This window comes from Zobellia sp. OII3 (assembly GCF_002211465.1).
Lineage (GTDB): Bacteria > Bacteroidota > Bacteroidia > Flavobacteriales > Flavobacteriaceae > Zobellia > Zobellia galactanivorans.
Genome location: NZ_MWRZ01000003.1, coordinates 331,845 through 353,487, shown reverse-complemented (window position 1 = coordinate 353,487; position 21,643 = coordinate 331,845). Strand labels below are relative to the sequence as shown.

Below are 21,643 nucleotides of genomic sequence, written 5' to 3'. Positions count from 1 at the left end.
TATACCCTTGTGGTAAAAAACTTACTTTAATGTTAAAACTATATACGCTCTGTTTATTCCTGTTCCTTTCTTTTTACGGAATGGCCCAAAATCCGCTTCAACCGGGTTTCACCTTGTTGGAAAACGGCAGTTTTGAGCAAGCGGAGACTTTCTTTGAAGGTTATCTTTCCGATGACCCAAAGAACAAAACCGCATTGATCTGTTATGGTCGTGCCGTAGGCCTAAGTGGCGAGCCCGAAAAGGCCACGGAACTGTTCGCCGACCTCTTAAAAGAATACCCTGGTGATTTTGAAATACAGATAAATTATAACGAATCTTTTCTCTGGGATAAAAAATTCGAAAAGGCAGAACCCCTTTATGCCGAACTCGTAGAAGCCTACCCAGAGAATTTTGGCGCCGTACTAGGGTATGCCAATACGCTAAGTAACCTAAAGAAATATAAAGAAGCCTTGGAATGGGTAGAAAAGGCCCTAGTGATCCAGCCTGGCAACCCCAGTGCCAAAACTTCGCGAAAATATATGCGTTTGGGGTATGCCAATGCCTATGTCAATGCCCAAAACTACAAGAAGGGAGAAAGCCTATTAAAGGAAATTTTTATCGATTTTCCCGAAGACAAAGACGCTTTGCTCAATCTTGCCAACCTCTATTTGATTACCAAGGAAGTGGACCAGGCCAAAGCCACCTACCAACGCCTTGCCACCTCATCAAAAGACTCGATTACAGCGCTTAACGGCATTGCCCTTGCCGAGCATATAGGCGAGAACGACAAACAGGCCTTGGTAGTTGCCACAACGGCAAAGAAAAAAGCCAAGACATTGGGCGATGAAGCCTTAATGGAAAAGACCTACGACCGCTATGTTCAAGCCCTGATATGGAACCGAAAATACAATCTGGCCAAAACCGAAATCACTACCTTGGAAACCAAGTATGCCGATAAAAACTGGTTATATGCACTCAAGGCCATGCACGGCCTATATACCGGCTCACCGAAAAAGAGTGTCGCCAATTACGATGCCATTTTAAAAAATGACAGTGCCTCCTTTGATGGCAATCTAGGAAAGGCCAATGCGCTTTTTGCAGCAGACCGCATCGTTCCCGCGTACCAAGCGGCCTTTGGAACCCTAAAGATTTTCAAGGACCAAAAAGATGCCATAGGTTTTATCGACAAGTTAAACATAAGCTTTACCCCTACGATAGACGAACACTTGGCCTACACTTTTGACAACGGTAAGAACGTTGCCATATCCACCAATACTACGGCCACCGTTCCCTTATCAACCAAGTTTAGCACCAACCTATCCTATAATTACAGGACTACGGAAAATACAATAACCGACAACAAGGCAAGTTCACATGTACTTTCCGCCGGTTTCGATTACAAATTCCTTCCAAAAACCACTTTTAAGGCCGTAGCAGGCCTGAACAAGTCCAGCTTTGACACAGAGGACTACACCCAACCCGTAATCGATGTAAAGCTCTTATTGCAACCTTTCAAGCTGCAAAACCTTGAACTGGGGTATAAGCGCGAGATCCAGAACTTTAACGCCGACCTGATCGAACGTGAAATCATCATGAACCATCTGGGCCTAAACTACAACCTGGGTACCAACTTTAATCTGGGCTGGTATACCCAAGCTATACATACCACACAAAGTGACAATAACACCCGCAACCTTTTGTTCACCTCCCTGTACTATAACGTGTTGCGCAAACCGGCCCTTAAGGTCGGGCTGAACTACCAGTACCTCTCTTTTGCGGAACAATTGCCTACCATTTATTTTAGTCCTGAAAAATACCAAGCGGTAGAGGTATTTGCCGATCTGCGGGGCGATATAGCCAAGAACACACAATATATGATGAGTGCGGCAACGGGCCTACAGCAGGTAGAAGATGACCCCAATACCGTAATATTTCGGGCCGAAGCTGGTATAACACATAAATTTTCGAAGCGTTTTAGCGGTAATTTATACGGAAAGTACAGTAACATAGCATCGGCTACCGCGGCAGGATTCGAGTTTACCGAAATCGGATTAAAGCTAAAATGGCTGATTACCAAAAAGCCCCTGTTTTACAAACGCATAGTCCAATAACAAAAAAAAGACAATCCGCTAAGATTGTCTTGAGACAAAAAACACATTCCCATAAACCCAAAATTCATATGGGAAGGCTTCAAAGGGCTTTCGCCCCGACTATGGTTCTTTTTTTGGAAGGTTTACATAAGTCCATTACGCCTTACACATTATATTCCTACTAATTCCAGATACTCATCACGGCCAAAACGATACCGATGATAACCGACGCAAGCACACCTATCAGACGTATAGCGGCCCCTTTGTTGCTTAAGATGTATAAGAGATTTGCTTTCATAGGTAGATGGCTTTAATGTTCCCTACAAATTTACATCAGTTCTTTCTAAATAAGAAAGCCCTTACGATGAGTGACGAGAACCTATAGATGAACGGTACAAAATTGTAGAAAGGACTTAAACCAGGTTCAATCGTCGCATAAGTTCGGGACGATTTGATCGACTAATGGGAATTACCATCTTCTTTATCAACACACTATTGTCTTCAATATCGATGATTTTCGAAATATTGATGACATAAGATCTATGAATTTGAAGAAAGATCTGATCGGGGAGTTTCTCCTTTATTTTTTTTAAGGTAGTATGTACGCGGTATTCTTTGTTTTCAGTAGTTACATCGATATAGTCACCATTGGCCCGGATGACCAATATCTCGTTAAAGTGAAGCTTTATCAAGCGTTTATCGATATTGACGTACAAGTCTTCAGCCTTATCTAGATGCGTATGTTTTTTTTCCTCTGAACCCTGATCTGGCCTATCTGTCGTTTTACGGGTGGCATTTTTAATCTTGCCCATAGATTTCACGAAGCGTTCAAGGGTAAGGGGCTTTACCAAATAATCGACTATGGCCTCATACTCATAGGCTTCGATAGCAAATTCGGTATCTGAAGTAATCAAGACTATTTTAGGCGGATTCTTTAAAGTTTGAACAAAATCGACCCCAGAGAAACCGGGCATGTGTATATCCAAGAAAATAACATCGACGGCTTGACGGTTCAGGAATTTTATGGCATCTATGGCATTATCAAATTCTTCGACGACATTGAGGTCAGAAACCAACGAGCAATGGCGCGCCACTATTGCCCGTGCCGTTGCTTCATCGTCTATGATAATGCAGTTCATGCTTAAATCGTTTTTAAAAAATCTTCTATTTTAACTAAAGTACAATTAAAATCTGAATCCATTTCCGTCTTTCCTGTGCGTAATTGTTCTTCGAATACGACGGCAAAGCGATAGGCTTCCTCCATACTAAGGATGTTGAACTTATGTTTCAACTTGTGAACGATATCGGCCGCCTTGTGGGTTTCATTGCTATCTATATGGTCTCTATAGGTGGCCATTTCCACAGGAAACTCATCTTTCAGGATGGATATAAATTTCTCTTCAAATTCGACATCGTCACCCGACAATTCTTTTATATACTTTAGGTTTGGCTGTTCCATACTATCACTTTTTTAGGGTAAAGGAAAAAGTTGTCCCTTTGTCTTCTTTTGATTCCACAGCAATCTCACCTTCATAGAGTCTTACTATTTTTTGTGCCAATGCCAGACCGACCCCTGCCGAACTATCGTTGTTATCAAGCTTCTTAAACATCTCGAATATAGACGACTGGTGCTTCTCGGGAATTCCTATTCCGTTATCGGCGATCGCAAATTCATAGTATGCGTCATTATCTAAAAAATCGATTTGCACCAATCCTCGATCGCGATGTTCCGTGGCCGCAATTGCATTTTCTATCAGATAGGTAAACACCTTCTCCAATAGGTTTTTCTCTATATATATCGTGGGAAAATTACGTTTATATCTAAGGCTAACGTTTTCTGGTATAGATATATTACTTTCAACCTCCCTTAATAACGCATTGACATCTACATTGCTCTTCGATTCCATATTTTTACCGATGGTGGCATGGGTCAGAATACCATTGATCAAATTATCCATTTTGATCAAATTCTTCGATGCAAGCTCTATATTACCGATACTTTCTTGGCTTAAGTTTTCCTTATCGGTATCAAGCACCCAACTCAATAGGGCACTGACGTTACGTATGGGCGATTTAAGATCGTGCGAAACCATTTGAACATAATTATTGAGCGATTCGTTCTGGGCCTCTACATCATTGAGCAAAAGGGTTTTTTCTTCGGTAATCTGGGCAATCTCTATCGCGAGATGGCTAATATGTTTCGCCAGTTTCTCGGCATCGAATTCCGTTTTCCGCAACCCTAAGGTCTGTTCTTCATCACCAAAATGGACATTAAGGCTCGCTATGGCATCTTCAAGTGATTCCAAGATTTTTTGTTGTCTGGCCGCTTCTTTGGTCAATTCCCTATTTGCTTCGAACAATTCTTCCGAACTGATGGTGGTCGCCCTTTGTATCATACTCAACTTCTCGTCATAATTTTCATATGACCTTTCTACGGCAGCCAGAAAATCTTGCAACTGGGCGTCTTTTGCAAGATGCTCGGGCAATTTTTTTCTTAGTTGTCTTTGTAGGAGTGAGTGCATTATTCGCTGAACAAGGTTAAGGTCATGGTCTGATTATGTAATTTACAGGACTCTTCCCCTGCAAAGGGAGCCATCTCACCATAGGAGTAGAATCCGGTAACAGCGGCTTTGTCGCCAATGACCGAAATCACCTCTTCCACTTCTTCTTCCGTTCTTTGGTCCATGACCAACTTCCTGCCGACACAGCTGACAAGAATGGCCAGTTCAGGAGCCGTTTTTCTATCGTTCATAGCATATTGAGCGGCTATATTAGCCGCTTCGGCTATATCGTCGACCGTAGACATCATCAACTGGACCCTTGATCCTTCGGGCACATCGCCAGCCAATGTCATGGTATTCATTTCTTCGTCTATGGTCAATATGGTACGTACAATGGGGTTATCACTTTCGTTGACCCGTACACTCAAAGGAAAGAGCAGCGCCGAGGTCGGCAATTCTTTTGCCTTCTCACCCAAATATCTTTTATACAGGTCTAGGGCTGGCTGACCGTCCAACTCATAGAGTACGTTGTTTTTAGATTTGGTAATAATACGCTCTGGACCAAAGGGAGTCCATCCGCCATAATTGGCACTAGAGATCTCAAGCGATTCCCCATAAAAACCAATAGCTACTACTTCCCCCTCTTTCGGTTTTTCGTTGTAAGAGGCCAAAGTTCTTTCAAAGCGGTCATCATCACCACATAAACCTCCCGAGAGGCTGGTTTTGTTCAGGGCATCACTTTGAAAACCATTGATGAGGGCACTACCGTTTACCGTACTGCCTTCCGAAACCAAGAACACATGTTTTAATCCTTCCTTGGGAAATTCATCAAACAGCGATTTTCCCAATGTATAATCGTCGGTAATGTCCTTTACATTCTTCGATTTTACCAAAAAATGACTTTTTTCAAACGCAATGGCCGTCACTGTTACCGTACCTTCCAACACCGATTCGCCTACAATTTCACCGGACGTACTTCCAAACACAAGATGTCCTTCCGGAAAAAGCGTGCGCACCTCCTCGAACATAGCTTCGTTTTCTAGGGCAAAGCGATTGCCGAAGACCAATACCAAAGGCTTTTTCAATTGCTGGTCTTTCCCGAATTGAAACTCAAAAGGGCGATTTGCCTGTTTAACGGCCTGTTGTATTTTCATGTTAGCTTTTTAAGTCGGTTAATTCTTTTTTAATGGTAAAGTGAAATTCGGTACCCATACCTTTTTCACTTTCTACCCAGACTTCACCTTCATAGCGATCGATAATTTTTTTCACGATGGATAGCCCGATGCCCGTTGATCGCTCATTGGCACCTATAGATTGGAAAATCTCAAATATTTTCTTGTGGTATTCCTTAGGGATGCCCACGCCGTTATCTTTTACGGAAAACTGCCAGTGGGTTTTATTTTCATTGAACAACACTTCCACTAGTCCTTTTTCCTTTTCAATATGCACTACGGCATTGGAGAGTATATTTTGGAACAATTGGTGGATTTTGGTACGGTCTGCAATAATGGTAGGTAGTACTTCAGGAACAACAAGGGCCACATGTTCGGGGATATAGATACTTTCCTTTATGCTTTCGATAACTTCGTTCAGGTCTACCTTAGAGTTGTCGAGCGCAGAGTTATTTGCCGTAGAATACTCGAGAATACCGTGTATCAATTTATCCATTGATGTTACTTTCTCTTGCATTAGGGTCAGGTTTTGTTGTCCTGCCTCATCAAGAACATCCCTATAATCCTCTTGGATCCAAGTGGCCAAGGCACTTATACTCCGTAAGGGCGATTTTAAATCATGGGAAACAATATGCGCATATTCCTGTAAACCTAGATTGCTTTGCTCAAGTTCCTTTACCAGTTGTTCTTTCTGTTGCTCTAACAATTTTTGCTTGGTTATATCTAAATGTACGCCTACCGAACCAATCATCTTATTGTTGTGATCATAGCGCGGTGCCCCACTGACCAACCAATGCTTCTTTTTGCCATTTTTATCAATGACCTCTAGCTCATATGAATCGGATTCGCCCTCAATCCGTTTTTCGTTTTCCGCCTGTAAGACACTTTTGTTCTGCACACGCAGTATGTCACTTCCCTTTTTACCCAAAAGCTCTTTTTCGTGAAACCCGCTCATGGTACAGAAGCTTTGGTTCACCAATTGTATGATGTCATTATTGTCTACTTCGACCAGGCCAAGGTTCATATTGGCGATGATATTGGCATACTTCTTTCGTTCGCTGTTCAAGCGTTCTTCGGCTTCACGTTCCCTAGTGATATCTTCGATCATGGCCAAAATGTACTTGAGCTTTCCTTTGGCATCCCTTACCGCACTGACCGAGGTCTTTCCTAAGATACAGCCTCCACCTTTTTTCATGTATCGTTTAATACTGGTGGCCTTGTCGATTTTACCTTCCTCCATTTGCGAGGCAATTTCCTTGGAATGCATCCCTTCGACATCTTTAGAAAATGTATGGAGTTCCATGTTTTTAAGCTCTCCTTCGGTATACCCCAAAAGCTCGGTAAAAGTAGTGTTCGATTTTATGATCTTTCCCTCAACACTCAAGGCTATGCCCAAAGGAGAGTTCTCGACAATGATATCAAGCTGCTTTCTTTGTTGCCCTAGTAGCTCCTTGATTTCCATTTCTTGGGTAATATCCCTTATGATTCCTTGGGCCCCTACAGGTTCTTGCTTTGTATTGTAAATTAGGCTGCTGTTAATCTCTATCCATTTTTCATCACCGTTCTTGACGTAAATTTTAGATCGATAGTTTTTAAGTGTGCCTACTTCTAAAAGATATTTAAACGATTCGGCCGTGTATTGTATATAATCCCTATGCACAAGACTGTTCAGGTTGACTGCTTCCTTGGCATTGTCGTATCCTAAAAATTCTTTGGCGGAAGGGTTCATCTTAATAACGTTGGCCTCGAGATCCATAACCACATAGGGATCTATGATATTCACGAAGACACCGTCTAACTCAGATACCTTTTCACTTAGGAGATTTTCAAGCTTGCCATTGGCCTCCTTTAACCGTTGGGCGGTTTCATAGAGGTCGGTTGATTTTTGTTCAAGGATTTTTTCGGCCTGCTGTCGGGCCTTCTTTTGCCGTTCTAAGGCCCTTTTGAGAAGTTCTACTTCTTTACTACTATCCATTTTGAACAATATCAAATTTGACCTCGGTTCCGTCTTCCTTCAACAGGTCGTAGGTAATGGTGGCCGTACTTCCAAAATGTTCAAAAGCTTTTTCTATTAAACCGTGCGCCAAGCGGTATAGTCCCCTAGATGAAGAATATACCATTGATATTTTATTGTCGGTTTTATCAAGGATTTTAAAGGTAGGAAGTTCGGCATCGGGGTAGAGCTTTTTTACATGCACATGTATATGGTCTTCTATACAATAAAGAAGCCCCAAGGGCGTGTTGTAATTTTTGATTACTTCAGGATGCGAATTGGCCAGCCCAGAAAAAAGGTAAAGTCCAAAGGCATAAATCAGATCACCGACGGGAATCTTCGTCTCTTCGCTGAGGTTGGTAATAAGAGTTACCATCTCATTGAAATCATAAGTCCCCACAGACGTATAAACACCCTCTGAGGGCAAATGACCATTTTCAATTATGTTATCGAGAGTCTCTAGGCCGAATTTAGACTCGACCATTTCCAAGAACTCTGTAAAGACTATACCTTTCATACCTTTAAATTTACTCATTAAAAGTAGGAAAAGTAGTATACGATAAAGAATTTTTGTTGTGAAATCCTAATATTTGTTACCCTTTGACCAATTGGTTGATGTCCCAGTATTCAAGCACCTTATGTAATTTCGATTGGTACTCCTCGTATTTTAGGGGTTTTATCACGTATCCGGCAACACCTACCTTATAACATTCCAACAAATCGGCCCTATTTTCAGAGGTCGTAAGAATTACCGTCGGCAAGTATTTAAGAACGGGATCCGCCTTTAAAATAGTCAGGAATTCTATCCCGTTCATTCGGGGCATATTCAAATCTAAAAGTATAATATCGGGCAATTCATCGCCAGATCGTAATATCTCAAGTGCATCTTCGCCGTTTTTGGTTTCGATGATATTATGTTTAAGTTCAAGCTTTTTGACCGTACGTTGTAATTTCATTACTTCAATGGCATCATCTTCAATCAGTAAAATATCCATAGCTCAATAATTTAAGTGAACTACAAATTTTCATTTTTAAACTTCAAATAATGACCGAGAGTAGGCGAATGACGCTTAACTGTAGACGAATGGTTATTAAAGTATGACGAGTATTTTACCAAAACACGCCGTTTTTGACCGTATGGCCCTTCTTCCCAAGCCCGAACCAGTGGCCGAACACCCTGTTCAGGCTCCAAAAAAAACATCAAAAATACGGTGCAACATGGTATGTAACAGCAAATTACCCCACCATAATGCGCTAATTTCAAAACTTCTTTGAATAGATTATATATTTTGCAGATATTTGCATTCTGATTTTCGAACAAAGCGATACTTATCGGCCTTTCGAAAATTTAAATTGCGCACGTGGCGGAATTGGTAGACGCGCCAGCTTGAGGGGCTGGTGGCCATTAGGCCGTGGAAGTTCGAGTCTTCTCGTGCGCACCTTAAAAAACCATCGACATTTCTTGTTGATGGTTTTTTTTTATACTTAACTTGTCTTATTCCTTTATCCTGTTACTTTTTTTAGCAAATGAGCACCTTTGCGCCCTATGGGCTCAATAAAATTCATTAGATTTGTTTAATGTTTACCAAAAAAGAATGAACAATATAAAAAAATCATTTAGCATTCGCGATTTAGAAAACCTCTCGGGCATAAAGGCCCATACCATCCGCATTTGGGAAAAGAGGTATAACCTGTTATCGCCTGAACGTACCGATACCAATATAAGAAGGTATAGTTTAGAAAGCCTGCAAAAGCTGCTGAACATCACCCTGCTATACAACAATGGCTATAAAATATCAAAGATTGCGCATTTTGAGGAAGGAAAGATCCCTCAATTGGTAACCGATATCACATCAAAGAGCCACACCGAAGACTATATAGCCAACACCTTTAAAATGGCTATGATAAATTTCGACCAGGCCCTTTTTACCCAGACCTACAACAGCTTGCTTGAAAAGTATACGTTTAGCGAAATTTTTAGGGAAACCTTTGTTCCCTTGCTCAATGAATTGGGTATTCTATGGCAAACCGACACCATTAGTCCCGCCCACGAACATTTTGTGGCCAATCTCATCAAACAAAAGATAATTCTCAAGACCGAGGAAATGGCCGGGGTACAAAGTGTGACCAAGACGCCGGTGATCGTACCTTATTTACCCGAAAACGAAATCCATGAAATAGGACTTCTATTTTTAAACTATGAAATAGTTTCAAAAGGCTATAAATCGATTTATCTAGGCCAAACCGTTCCCTTAAAAAACTTACAGGAGCTGATGAAGACCTTTGAAGATGCCCATTTCATATCATACTTCACCGTATCGCCGACCAAGGATAAAATTGAAGAATACGTAGCGGAATTTGCCTCCCTTGCCAGCGATTACCCCCAGGCCAAACTTTGGTTATTAGGCTACCAAACCCAATACTTAGACCCACACAAATTGCCTTCGTGCATCAAATTATTCAGTTCTATCGACAAGGTAATAGAACAGTTATAAAATTAGTGCCCATCCATCCATGAAGAAAACAATCATCATAATCGGCTCAGGTTTTTCATCCCTATCGGCGGCTTGCTATTTGGCACAGGCAGGGCATGACGTAGCCGTATATGAAAAAAACGATATGGTCGGTGGAAGGGCGCGTCAACTAGTAAAAAACGGATTCACCTTTGACATGGGTCCCAGTTGGTATTGGATGCCCGATATTTTCGATAAATTCTTTGGCGACTTTGGAAAAAAGGTTTCAGACTACTACCAGCTGGACAAATTGAGCCCGGCCTATAAGATTTTCTTTGCCGACGATCAGATTACCATCGGTGACTGCATGGACAAGATCTGCACCGAGTTTGAACGCATAGAGTCCGGAAGCGCCAAGCATTTAAAAGATTTTATTGCCAAGGCCCAAAAGAACTACGATATCGCCATTAACAAAGTAGTATTGCGCCCAGGACGATCACCCTTGGAGCTTATAACCCCTGAAACGGCATTGCGGGTCGATCAATTTTTTAAGACAATCAGTGGGGAAGTCCGTAAAAAATTCAAAAACAAGAAGCTGATCTCTACCTTAGAGTTTCCGGTATTGTTTTTAGGGGCAAAACCCAACCAGACCCCATCGTTCTATAATTTCATGAACTACGCCGATTTCGGCTTGGGCACATGGCACCCGAAAGGCGGCATGTACGAAATTGTAAAGGCCATGAAAAATTTGGCAGGGGAGCTGGGCGTTACCATAAATACCGGGGCAACGGCCCTAAAGATAAATGTAGAAGGCCATACGACCATTGGTGTAAACATCAACGGAAAAGATATCGCCGGCGACATTGTGCTCAGCGGCGCCGATTACCACCACTCAGAATCGCTACTCGAACCGGAATACAGGCAGTACTCGGAGAAGTACTGGGACAAGAAGACCTTTGCCCCCTCATCATTATTGTTTTATGTAGGTTTTGACAAAAAGCTTAAAAACATAGAACACCATAATCTGTTCTTCGATACCGATTTTGAACGGCATGCCGAAGAAATCTACGACCGTCCACGTTGGCCAAAAGCCCCCTTGTTCTATGCCAACTTTCCTTCGGTAACCGATGCGAGCATGGCGCCGGAAAATTGTGAAACCGGTTTTTTTCTAATTCCCATCGCTCCAGATCTGACCGATACGCCCCAACTTCGCTCACAATACTTTGATATTGTTATAGATAGATTTAAGGAACGTACCGGTCAAGACGTAAAAAATAATATTATCTTTAAAGAGTCCTTTTGTGTAAACGACTTTGTTGAACAATACAATTCTTACAAAGGAAACGCTTACGGAATGGCCAATACCCTGAGTCAAACAGCTTTTCTCAGACCTGGTCTAAAGAGCAAAAAGGTCAAAAATCTTTACTTTACCGGCCAGTTGACCGTCCCCGGTCCTGGGGTTCCCCCGGCTTTAATTTCGGGTAAGCTCGTCTCCCAATTGATCAATAAGAACGCCTAAAAGCCAAGATTATGAAAGCCCTATTCGACAAAGTCTCTTATCAGTGCAGCAAAACGGTTACGGAATCGTACAGCACATCGTTTACATTGGCCACAAAAATGTTATCATCATCGATAAGATCTGATATCTACAATATCTATGGCTTTGTTCGCTTTGCCGATGAAATTGTCGACTCCTTTGACGAATACAACAAGGAAAAGCTCTTCAACCAGTTCGAAGCAAGTATGAAAGACGCCTTGGAGCAACGTATTAGCCTCAACCCTATTCTTAATTCGTTTCAACATACATACCACAAGTACGAGATACCGTACGAACTGGTGGCCGCCTTTATGAAAAGTATGCGAATGGACCTATACAAAAACGTGTACAGAACCGAGGAAGAATACAGGGAATACATTTACGGTTCGGCAGATGTAGTGGGTCTTATGTGCTTGAAGGTATTCGTAAAAGGCGATATAGATAAGTATAATAGCTTAAAGGAAACCGCAATGGCATTGGGGTCCGCCTTCCAAAAAGTAAACTTCCTACGCGACCTTAAAAGCGATTACGAAGACCTGAACCGGAGTTACTTCCCCAATACCGATCTGGCCATGTTGGACGAAGCCTCCAAAACCAAGATCGTAAATGAAATAAAAGCCGATTTCCAACTGGCCTACAAAGGCATACTTCAATTGCCGAACGAGGCCAAGTTCGGCGTGTATACCGCATACAAGTACTATTATAAACTATTGAAAAAACTGCAACGGACCCCTTCGCTCGAAATCAGAAAAGTGCGTATACGGGTGCCCAACTATGAAAAATTTGGTCTTTTGGCCAAATCTTACGTAAACTACAAATTGAATTTGGTATAGCATGAAAACAGTAATCTGGATAGCCCTATTTTTAGGAACCTTTTCCTTTATGGAATTTATGGCTTGGTTTACCCATAAATATATCATGCACGGTTTTTTATGGAGCCTGCACCAAGATCACCACAAAAAAGACCATGACTCGTGGTTTGAAAGAAACGATACTTTCTTTGTTTTCTACGCCATTGTAAGCATGGTACTCTTTTACTTGGGCGCCCAAACCTCCTTTTGGTACGGTTGGCCCTTGGGTTTTGGCATTTTAGCTTACGGCATAGCCTACTTTTTAGTGCACGACATCTTTATCCACCAACGGTTTAAAATGTTCAGAAATGCCAACCATTGGTATGCAAAGGGCGTTAGAAGGGCCCACAAAATGCACCACAAACATTTAGGAAAAGGCGATGGGGAATGCTTCGGTATGCTCGTCGTTCCCTTTAAATATTTTAAGAAAAATTCTTAAGCCCTACTCCGCGATGAGCCGATCCAAGAGTTTTCTGATTTCCGCTCCATTCCAATCGACCACACCGTTTTCGGCCATGATGATCTTACCTTGCCGGTTCAAAATATAGGTAGTGGGAATCGTTTTTGATGCAAATATTTCTGGTATTGGACTTTCCGCTAGGTAAAAAGGCAAACCATACCCTTTCTTTAATTCAAAACTCTCGACCTTGTCCGACCCTTCCTCGCTCACCAACATAAAACTGACCCTATCGCCATAGTCTTCAAAAAGCGATTTAATATCGGGCATTTCCTCTAGGCACGGTTTGCACCAGGTAGCCCATAGGTTTAAGAAAATCACTTTTCCTTTCTCCTCCTTAAAAACATGAAGATTCCCTTCTAAATCGGTTACCGCCCACTCGTAGGTTTCTTCGGGAAGGGTCTTTTCGGTTTTAAGTTTTATGGAAGTATAGGAAACAAGCCTTCCCGCAAAAGCCCTCAATCGAGGCCCAAGGGATGTAAACATAATTAAACATACTGCAATCAGCAGTATACCTATGACACTGTATTTTAAATAAGGCTTCACGCAGTACTAAAAAAGAGATTCCAACAATTGGGTTACCCTATCGCTATCCCAGTCATGCGTTCCTTTGGAATCTACTACAATAGCGCCGTTTTTATCAATGATATACGTGCCTTGCACCTTAGGTATCTCAAAGGGTGCATCGGCCCCTACGATACGGTAGGTTACGGGAAAAGTGTATTTATTCTTCTCCATAAACTCCTCCACGGGTTCGCGCTCTTCATTGGTCACGATATAAAAATCGACCTTATCGGAATAGGCATCGTACAATGTCTGTATCCCTTTCAGTTCAGCTGCACTTGGAGTATTCCAAGAGGCCCAAAAATGAACGAATACCACCTTGCCCTTCGACCGTTGAAAATTAAAGAAGTCCCAATTCGCATCTTTAAGCTTCCAATCGTAGGTATTGATTTCCTTTCGATCCGCTACATGAATAATTTCCGGGGGAGACGCAAACAAACGCATCAACCAAATCTTCCCCCAATAGCCTACAGGGGTTACGAAAAATGAAAGTACAAACGCTATTATAATGAGCGTAAAGAAAGTTTTTCGTTTCATAGAACAGTTTAGAAAGTACTAAAACTAAAAAACTCCCGCTAAATAACGGGAGTTTCTAGATACTATTTCAATTGCGGTTATGCCGCATTTTCCTTTTTGATCACATTTAGGGCAGAGCCTTCTTTGAACCAATTGATCTGCGCATCATTATAGGTATGATTTGCCTTGATCACATCTTTGCTACCGTCAGCATGAACCAATTCGATGGTCAATTGCTTATCTGGAGCAAATTCAGCGATATCCAAGAAGTTGAAGGTATCATCTTCCTGAATTAGATCGTAATCGCTTTCATTGGCAAAGGTCAAGCCTAACATACCTTGTTTTTTAAGGTTTGTTTCGTGAATACGGGCAAAAGATTTCACCAATACCGCAGCTACACCCAAATGACGTGGTTGCATGGCCGCATGCTCACGGGAAGAACCTTCTCCGTAGTTATGGTCTCCCACAACAATGGTCTTGATTCCCTTGGCCTTATATTGACGTTGTACATCAGGAACACCTCCGTACTCGCCGGTAAGTTGATTCTTGACAAAGTTTGTCTTTTTGTTAAAGGCATTCACCGCACCGATCAAGGTGTTATTGGCTATATTGTCTAGGTGACCACGGAAACGCAACCATGGACCTGCCATAGAGATATGGTCCGTTGTACATTTTCCGAAGGCCTTGATCAATAGTTTAACCCCTTGTAATTCCTCTGGTTGAATAGGAAGGAAAGGCTCCAACAACTGTAATCTTTCCGATTCGGGAGAAACTTTTACCTCAACGCCCGTACCATCTTCATCAGGTGCCAAATAACCGGCATCTTCCACTTCAAAACCTTTGACCGGCAATTCTATACCCATTGGTTCATCTAGTTTCACCTCTTCCCCATCTTCATTGATAAGGGTATCGTTCATCGGATCAAAATCCAACTTCCCTGAGATAGCGATTGCAGCTACCATTTCAGGAGAACCTACAAAGGCATGGGTATTCGGGTTACCATCTGCCCTTTTAGAGAAGTTTCTGTTAAAGGAGTGAACAATGGTGTTCTTCTCTTCCCCTTTCAGGTCACTTCTATCCCACTGACCGATACATGGCCCACAGGCATTGGTAAATACGGTAGCTCCCAAGTTTTCAAAAATCTGGAGCAATCCGTCACGTTCTGCCGTATATCTGATCTGCTCGGAACCAGGGTTGATACCGAAATCGGATTTTGGTTTTATTTTCTTGTCCACTGCCTGTTTGGCAATCGATGCCGCACGGGTCAAATCTTCGTAAGAAGAGTTGGTACAGGATCCGATCAATCCCCATTCTACGTTTATTGGCCAGCCGTTCTCTCTTGCCTTCGCTCCCAATTCACCTACCGGAGTAGCCAAATCTGGTGTAAACGGTCCGTTCAAGTGTGGACGCAACTCGTCGAGGTTGATTTCAATGATCTCATCAAAATACTGCTCTGGGTTTGCGTATACTTCAGCATCGGCAGTCAGGTATTCCCTAACCTTGTTGGCTTCATCGGCCACTTCGTTTCTACCGGTAGCCCTTAAGTAACGTTCCATAGAATCGTCATATCCAAAAGTAGAAGTGGTCGCCCCTACTTCAGCGCCCATGTTACAAATGGTACCTTTACCTGTACAAGAAAGGTTTTTAGCCCCTTCCCCGAAGTATTCTATAATAGCGCCGGTTCCCCCTTTTACGGTAAGAATGCCGGCAACTTTAAGTATTACGTCCTTTGCGGAAGTCCAACCTGAGATATTTCCGGTTAGTTTAACCCCGATAAGTTTCGGGAATTTCAATTCCCATGCCATACCGGCCATTACGTCAACTGCATCTGCCCCTCCGACACCGATAGCAACCATACCAAGTCCACCTGCGTTTACCGTATGTGAATCGGTACCGATCATCATTCCTCCAGGGAAGGCATAATTTTCAAGTACGACTTGGTGAATGATACCTGCGCCCGGTTTCCAGAAACCGATTCCGTATTTATTGGAAACGGACTCCAAGAAATCAAAAACTTCGGCACTAGTGCTGTTGGCGGACTTCAAATCTGCAGCAGCCCCACTCTTTGCCTGAATAAGGTGGTCACAGTGTACCGTAGTAGGCACCGCCACCTTGGGCTTCCCGGCCTGCATAAACTGCAAAAGGGCCATCTGTGCGGTGGCATCTTGACAGGCGATACGATCTGGAGCAAAATCCACATAATCTTTTCCCCTTGTAAATGCTTTGCTAGGGTTTCCGTCCCATAAATGGGAATATAAAATCTTCTCCGAAAGGGTAAGCGGTTTGCCGACAATTTCACGTGCTTTATCAACACGTTCGGCCATATTGGCGTACACCCCTTTGATCATATCAATATCAAATGCCATTATCTAATCTGTTTTAGGTTATTGTAATCCCGTAAAATTAATAAAATAAGAAGCGTAAATAAAACTTTTGCCGTAGGATTCCCACCTTTTTTAGAAATTGATCAGTAGATTGCCCTTCACTTACACTACCAATGGGAAGAAAGGCAGAAAACTTTAGAATTTACAGCAGATATGTTAAATTTCGGCTACAGTAATTTTCCGATCAGGGTTTCTTCGGAAATACCCTCGGCCTCGGCTTTGTAATTTTTTATGATACGATGCCGCAATATACCCGTAGCCACTGCCTGAACATCCTCGGCGTCAGGAGAGTATTTTCCGTGTATGGCCGCATGCGCCTTGGCCCCTAGCACCAAGTTTTGGGAAGCCCTTGGCCCTGCACCCCAATCAATATATTGTTTTACGTAATCACTGGCCGTTTCAAGGTTGGGACGTGTGGAGTTTACCAATTTTACCGCATACTCAACAACGTTATCGGGCACCGGAATACGACGTACCAACTGTTGCACCTCGAGTATCTCTTGTGCATTGAACAAGGCATTGACGGTTACCGATCGATCGGAAGTCGTACTTTTTACGACTTGGATCTCTTCGGCTATGGATGGGTACTTCAACTCTATGGCGAACATAAACCGGTCTAACTGCGCTTCGGGCAAGGGATAAGTACCCTCTTGTTCGATCGGGTTTTGGGTGGCCAGGACAAAATAAGGAAGCTCAAGCTTGTGCTGGTGGCCCGCAATGGTCACAGCCCTTTCCTGCATGGCCTCCAACAAGGCCGCTTGCGTCTTGGGCGGTGTTCTGTTGATTTCATCGGCCAATATAATATTCGCGAATATAGGGCCTTTGATAAATTTAAAGTTTCGATTTTGGTCTAAGACCTCACTACCTAGAATATCACTAGGCATTAAATCGGGCGTAAATTGAATCCGTTTAAAATCGAGTCCGAGCGTCTGGGCTATGGTATTCACCATCAAGGTCTTTGCCAATCCGGGAACACCGATCAACAGTGAGTGCCCTCCGGTATAGATACTCAAAAGAATCTGGTCTATGACCTCGTCTTGGCCCACTATGACCTTGGCGATTTCTTGTTTGAGCGCCTTATGTTTTTCTACCAGTCGATCGATCGCCTTAACGTCTGACATGCAATCAGTCTTTTATCCAATTGTTTGCAAAATCGCAGTCCCTATTACTATCGTTAACGCTAATATAGGTATCATCTATATGTTCGTCCATCCATTTTTTTATGGCATTGTACTGCTTTTCCGTTTTGGCCAATTGCTGGATCTTGATGTAATCTTTGGCAAAGTCGGCCACGTGCTCGTCGTAGCGGTTGGTTACCTTCAAGATTTTATACTTGGGACCTCCTCCCCTAGGATCTTCCTCTAGAATCGGATATGAAATTTCATCATCTTTAAGGTTACGGACCTGATTGTAAAGGGTCGGGTCCATTTTGGTCAACTCAAAACGCGAGTCAAAATTGGTAGGGTTTCGTAAAAGACCACCATCAAATTTGGTTTCTTTTTCGTCTGAAAAATTAAGGGCCGCTTGGGCAAAGGTATACTTGCCCTCCATTATATGCTTGCGAATGGTATCCAATTCCGTTTTTACCTCGTCTAAGGCTTGTTGGGAGATTTTTGGTTGTATCAAGATATGGCGCAAATCCAATTCTTGTCCCCTTATTTTTTCGATGTAGATAATATGGTAGCCGAATTGGGTCTCAAAAGGCTCTGAAACCTCGCCCTCCCTCAAGCTAAAGGCGACATCTTTAAAGGTCTTATCGAATCCGGTATCTTTCGTGATACTGTAGAAGCCTCCTTTTGATTTCGATCCTGGATCTTGTGAATACAAAATGGCCTTAACACTAAAACTGGCATCATTGTCCTCTACATCGGCCTTGATTTCGTTCAGCTTATCGATAACGTTCTGAATTTCTTTCTCTGTGGGCTTGGGTGCCTTCACAATTTGGGCGATTTCCATTTCAGCTCCGAACACCGGGCGTTCATCTTCAGGAATTTTATTAAAGAACTGACGCACCTCTTCGGGTGTAATCTCTATTTTTTCAACAATACTCGACTGCATCTTCTCCGAAAGCATACGTAGCTTGTTGATTTTATTGATGTCTTCACGAAGGCTAGCCTCGTCTTCTTTCTTATAGAACTTCAACAGCTTTTCCATAGAACCGGTCTGTTGTACGAAAGATTGGATTTGACGATCCGTAGTTGCGGCGATTTCGTCATCGGAGACCAAAAGACTGTCCTGTACGGCTTGATGCGCATACAAACGATCCTCCATCAATTTCCCTAAAAGTCCACATCGGGTAACATCGGCCGTAGAGACGCCTTGACTTTTTAAGTCAATCAGGGTCTTTTCTATATCCGATTCCAGAATTACATAATCGCCTACTACGGCGGCAATGCCATCTAGCTTTATTTTTTTGAAAGGTTTGGCCGAATCTTTTTCAACGACTGCCTCAGCCTCTAATGCAGGGGCTATGGATTCGTCTTCGCTTTCGGTTGCTTCCTCTGTTTCTTGGGCAAAAGACATTCCCGTCAAAAACAGACATCCCAAAATTATGGCAAACTTATTCACCTTGCCCATAAACTTCAAATTCCTTTTTTCTAATAGCCTCATCTATAATTTCTGTTTCCAGTTTTCGTAAATAATCGAGTTTTCTCCTGCTCAGTAGTACCTGCTTGATCGTGGGTTCTATGTATGATAGCGGAGCGACATCATTAACATCCCTTACATCGGTAACCTTTGCCAAATATACCCCGTTTGCATCCTCCAACTCAAAAAATTGTGATTTTTTTAGGTGTTTATTCGCATTATCGAAGGTTAAGGGCGGTATTTCTTCAATGACCCTTGTGGCACTTACCCATATAGAATCGTTAAAATTCAGTTTTTTGAATTGTACCCCTATGGAGTCGAGATAGCTTATATCGTCTTTTTTAAAACGTTTCAATTTGCTGATAACGTCGTCTTTGTTCAAAAACTGCGTAGGCAATTCCACAAACCTCAACCTAACGATTTTCTCTTTTAACTTGAAGTTTTCCTTTTCCTTTTCATAAAAGCCCTTCAACTGCGAGCTGGAAACCACGGTATCACCGCTCTGATGTGCCAAGGCTTCTTTGTAGGCCCTGGTATAAAGGTCGGTGCGGTAATCGTCTACCAAGGCATCGTACTCCGCTAACTTGTCTTCCGGCAAGTTTATCTTCGCCTTGTCCAACAGCAATTGCTTCGAAGCCCAATTATTGATATAGTTCATTACGAAGGAAGCGCTGTCTTCTTTGGATATCCCTTTGGCCAACAATTTATCTACCTCGTCGCGATAAAGATAATTTTCGCCCACACGCGCTATATACTCCGGTTCATCTTTTTTAAAAAAAGAACCACAACCGACAAGAAACGTAAGAACTACTGTAACTGCCGAGTAACGAACCAAGTAGCACAAAGGTATTTTTTTGAATTCCATTGGGCAAAAATAACAAATCCGTTATGGTGGACAATAGCCCACAAAGGTCTTAACAAGATTTTGGTTTTTAATGTAACCAAAAACCTACACATACTGTACCATTCGTGAAAAATGCCCGTAGATAATCCATTATATTGCCAAAACGATGGTACTTTTGCCCTAAAATAAGTTCTGTTAGAACGATCGACAGCATTCATTATGGGCAGAAAAATAAAATTGATTTGGGACTTTAGAGGGCCTACCGCCGAAAAAACAGCGGAGCACCATGTTATTCACCTAAAAGAATACATAGCCATAGAAAAAACAAACCTCAATATTACCGGCCATCAAGATTTTGGCCCCATGCACAGTATTGCGTATATGGTAGTGGACGAATCTGAAATGATTCCGGTAAGGGACGTCCTTAAACCCCATCGTGGTGAGGTTTATACGGAACCGACCGACCAATAGTACGTTCTAGCTTACGATTTAAGGAAACTATGTTCAAATCATCTTTTTTAATCGGCATATGCTTTTTGTTCCTTTTTTCATGTGCCCCAAAAGAGCCGGAAAAAAGAAATGCCCCCCTCGAGTTTGCCTTGGGCAGCGACCACCCCAAGATCAAAAGGGTAATGGATAGCCTCGCCGCCTATGAAGTACAGATACGATACACACAGATCCACAGAAAGGGAAGGCAAGTAGATTTTACCGATTTTGATTTCCAGGTCGATTCCAGCAACTATTTCTACCCTGCCAGCACGGTAAAGTTTCCCATTGTGGTAACCGCCCTAGAAAAACTGAACGAAACCAAGACCCTTGACCTAAACACCAGGTTCTACGTTGAGGGCGATTCCGTTGAAAGCACATTTTCCGAAGCCATTTCACAAATATTCGCGGTGAGCGACAACCAAGCGGCCAATCGGCTGATCGATTTTCTCGGTCAAGATTCGATCAACCATCGATTACACAAAAGGGGCATTTCCCCCGTACGGATTTGGCAAAGACTTGATGACCCAAACGACAATGTAACCACCACTCCCTTGATCGTTTACGAAAACGACTCAACAACTACGATGCGTTCGCCCCTTATCAGCGCCTACCCCCAACCTTTAGACCTGCAAGGCATTCGAAAGGGAATAGGTTTTTATGACGAAGAAGACTCCCTCATTCAGGAAGCTTTCGATTTTAGCCTAAAAAACTACTATCCCATAAGCGCCCAACACGATTTGTTGAAACGCATTATTTTCCCTGAACGTTTCGATTCCCTACAGCGGTTCGCCCTAAGCGAAGGGCAGCGTTCCTTTTTACTAAAAGCGATGCACACCGTACCCCGACAAGCAGGCTACGACCCTACAAAATATCACGATGGGTATGGCAAATTCTTTATGTACGGCGATACCACGGAAGAAATTCCCGAACACATCGAAATATACAACAAGGTAGGCTTTGCCTATGGAACCCTTACCGATTGTGCCTATATAAAAGATGCGAAGAACAAGGTTGAATTTATGCTCACCGCCACCATCCTCGTGAACAAAAACGGCATCTTTAACGACGATACGTACGAGTACAAGGAAATAGGCCTTCCCTTTTTGGCCGAATTGGGAAGACAGCTCCATGCCTATGAGCTCATGCGCCGTAAACAAGAATAAACCGTAAACACATATACAGGGGAAAAAACACCATTCTCCCCCCTGCCGACTACCAGACCTCATT

20 protein-coding genes and 1 tRNA gene are annotated in these 21,643 nt (G+C 42.6%); 8 read left to right on the top strand and 13 right to left on the bottom strand.

Going from position 1 to position 21,643, the window contains the following annotated elements; genetic code table 11:
* Positions 1-29 precede the first annotated feature (29 nt).
* Positions 30-2,090 carry a tetratricopeptide repeat protein gene (locus tag B4Q04_RS12300; RefSeq protein ID WP_088696978.1) on the top strand — a complete coding sequence of 687 codons (2,061 nt, stop codon included), beginning with the start codon at positions 30-32 and terminating at the stop codon, positions 2,088-2,090.
* Positions 2,091-2,482: 392 nt separating this feature from the next.
* On the opposite strand, the gene B4Q04_RS12295 is transcribed toward B4Q04_RS12300, so the two are convergent.
* The 7 genes from B4Q04_RS12295 to B4Q04_RS12265 form a co-directional block, all read right to left on the bottom strand.
* Positions 2,483-3,208 (bottom strand): LytR/AlgR family response regulator transcription factor, encoded by a 726-nt coding sequence (locus tag B4Q04_RS12295; protein WP_013994324.1) that lies wholly within the window; start codon positions 3,206-3,208, stop codon positions 2,483-2,485.
* A gap of 2 nt (positions 3,209-3,210) precedes the next feature.
* On the bottom strand, positions 3,211-3,528 hold the full coding sequence (locus tag B4Q04_RS12290; RefSeq protein ID WP_013994323.1) for an Hpt domain-containing protein: 318 nt from the start codon (positions 3,526-3,528) through the stop codon (positions 3,211-3,213).
* 4 nt (positions 3,529-3,532) lie between these two features.
* A complete protein-coding gene (locus B4Q04_RS12285) occupies positions 3,533-4,591 on the bottom strand; it encodes a sensor histidine kinase (RefSeq protein WP_088696977.1) in 1,059 nt (352 codons plus the stop codon).
* The gene (locus B4Q04_RS12280) at positions 4,591-5,724 is read right to left on the bottom strand and encodes an FIST signal transduction protein (protein WP_088696976.1); all 1,134 of its coding nucleotides are present in this window, start codon (positions 5,722-5,724) and stop codon (positions 4,591-4,593) included. The genes B4Q04_RS12285 and B4Q04_RS12280 overlap by 1 nt, the downstream gene beginning before the upstream one ends.
* Before the next feature lies 1 nt (position 5,725).
* On the bottom strand, positions 5,726-7,717 hold the full coding sequence (locus B4Q04_RS12275; RefSeq protein ID WP_088696975.1) for a PAS domain-containing sensor histidine kinase: 1,992 nt from the start codon (positions 7,715-7,717) through the stop codon (positions 5,726-5,728).
* Complete coding sequence (locus B4Q04_RS12270) at positions 7,710-8,252, bottom strand: heme NO-binding domain-containing protein (RefSeq protein ID WP_046287938.1); 543 nt, start codon at positions 8,250-8,252, stop codon at positions 7,710-7,712. Before B4Q04_RS12270 ends, B4Q04_RS12275 begins: the two co-directional genes overlap by 8 nt.
* A 76-nt stretch (positions 8,253-8,328) precedes the next feature.
* Positions 8,329-8,730, bottom strand: coding sequence for a response regulator (locus B4Q04_RS12265; RefSeq protein ID WP_088696974.1), 402 nt, complete (start codon positions 8,728-8,730; stop codon positions 8,329-8,331).
* Between the two features lie 360 nt (positions 8,731-9,090).
* Here B4Q04_RS12265 and B4Q04_RS12260 point away from each other — a divergent pair.
* The 5 genes from B4Q04_RS12260 to B4Q04_RS12240 all read left to right on the top strand — a co-directional run bounded on the left by B4Q04_RS12260 (position 9,091) and on the right by B4Q04_RS12240 (position 13,015).
* Positions 9,091-9,174 (top strand) — tRNA-Leu (locus tag B4Q04_RS12260).
* Positions 9,175-9,330: 156 nt separating this feature from the next.
* The gene (locus tag B4Q04_RS12255; protein WP_088696973.1) at positions 9,331-10,230 is read left to right on the top strand and encodes a MerR family transcriptional regulator; all 900 of its coding nucleotides are present in this window, start codon (positions 9,331-9,333) and stop codon (positions 10,228-10,230) included.
* 19 nt (positions 10,231-10,249) lie between these two features.
* Positions 10,250-11,707: a phytoene desaturase family protein gene (locus B4Q04_RS12250; RefSeq protein WP_088696972.1), complete on the top strand. Its 1,458-nt coding sequence runs from the start codon at positions 10,250-10,252 to the stop codon at positions 11,705-11,707.
* 11 nt (positions 11,708-11,718) lie between these two features.
* Entirely contained in the window at positions 11,719-12,558 is an 840-nt protein-coding gene (locus tag B4Q04_RS12245) for a phytoene/squalene synthase family protein (protein ID WP_088696971.1), read from the top strand.
* 1 nt (position 12,559) lies between these two features.
* The gene (locus B4Q04_RS12240; protein ID WP_013994313.1) at positions 12,560-13,015 is read left to right on the top strand and encodes a sterol desaturase family protein; all 456 of its coding nucleotides are present in this window, start codon (positions 12,560-12,562) and stop codon (positions 13,013-13,015) included.
* 3 nt (positions 13,016-13,018) lie between these two features.
* Here B4Q04_RS12240 and B4Q04_RS12235 read toward each other — a convergent pair whose 3' ends face one another.
* From B4Q04_RS12235 to B4Q04_RS12210, 6 genes are all read right to left on the bottom strand, one after another.
* Complete coding sequence (locus B4Q04_RS12235) at positions 13,019-13,519, bottom strand: TlpA family protein disulfide reductase (RefSeq protein ID WP_088696970.1); 501 nt, start codon at positions 13,517-13,519, stop codon at positions 13,019-13,021.
* Positions 13,520-13,585: 66 nt separating this feature from the next.
* Positions 13,586-14,134, bottom strand: coding sequence for a TlpA family protein disulfide reductase (locus B4Q04_RS12230; RefSeq protein WP_046287502.1), 549 nt, complete (start codon positions 14,132-14,134; stop codon positions 13,586-13,588).
* Between the two features lie 77 nt (positions 14,135-14,211).
* The gene (locus tag B4Q04_RS12225; RefSeq protein ID WP_013994310.1) at positions 14,212-16,479 is read right to left on the bottom strand and encodes an aconitate hydratase; all 2,268 of its coding nucleotides are present in this window, start codon (positions 16,477-16,479) and stop codon (positions 14,212-14,214) included.
* A 185-nt stretch (positions 16,480-16,664) separates the two neighbouring features.
* Positions 16,665-17,618 carry an AAA family ATPase gene (locus tag B4Q04_RS12220; RefSeq protein ID WP_013994309.1) on the bottom strand — a complete coding sequence of 318 codons (954 nt, stop codon included), beginning with the start codon at positions 17,616-17,618 and terminating at the stop codon, positions 16,665-16,667.
* A 4-nt stretch (positions 17,619-17,622) separates the two neighbouring features.
* Positions 17,623-19,107 (bottom strand): peptidylprolyl isomerase, encoded by a 1,485-nt coding sequence (locus B4Q04_RS12215; protein ID WP_236631013.1) that lies wholly within the window; start codon positions 19,105-19,107, stop codon positions 17,623-17,625.
* Entirely contained in the window at positions 19,058-19,948 is an 891-nt protein-coding gene (locus B4Q04_RS12210; protein ID WP_013994307.1) for a peptidyl-prolyl cis-trans isomerase, read from the bottom strand. The genes B4Q04_RS12215 and B4Q04_RS12210 overlap by 50 nt, the downstream gene beginning before the upstream one ends.
* A gap of 198 nt (positions 19,949-20,146) precedes the next feature.
* On the opposite strand from B4Q04_RS12210, the gene B4Q04_RS12205 reads away from it, so the two are divergent.
* Complete coding sequence (locus tag B4Q04_RS12205; protein WP_088696969.1) at positions 20,147-20,398, top strand: hypothetical protein; 252 nt, start codon at positions 20,147-20,149, stop codon at positions 20,396-20,398.
* A 29-nt stretch (positions 20,399-20,427) separates the two neighbouring features.
* A complete protein-coding gene (locus B4Q04_RS12200; RefSeq protein WP_088696968.1) occupies positions 20,428-21,579 on the top strand; it encodes a serine hydrolase in 1,152 nt (383 codons plus the stop codon).
* Positions 21,580-21,643: the final 64 nt, after the last annotated feature.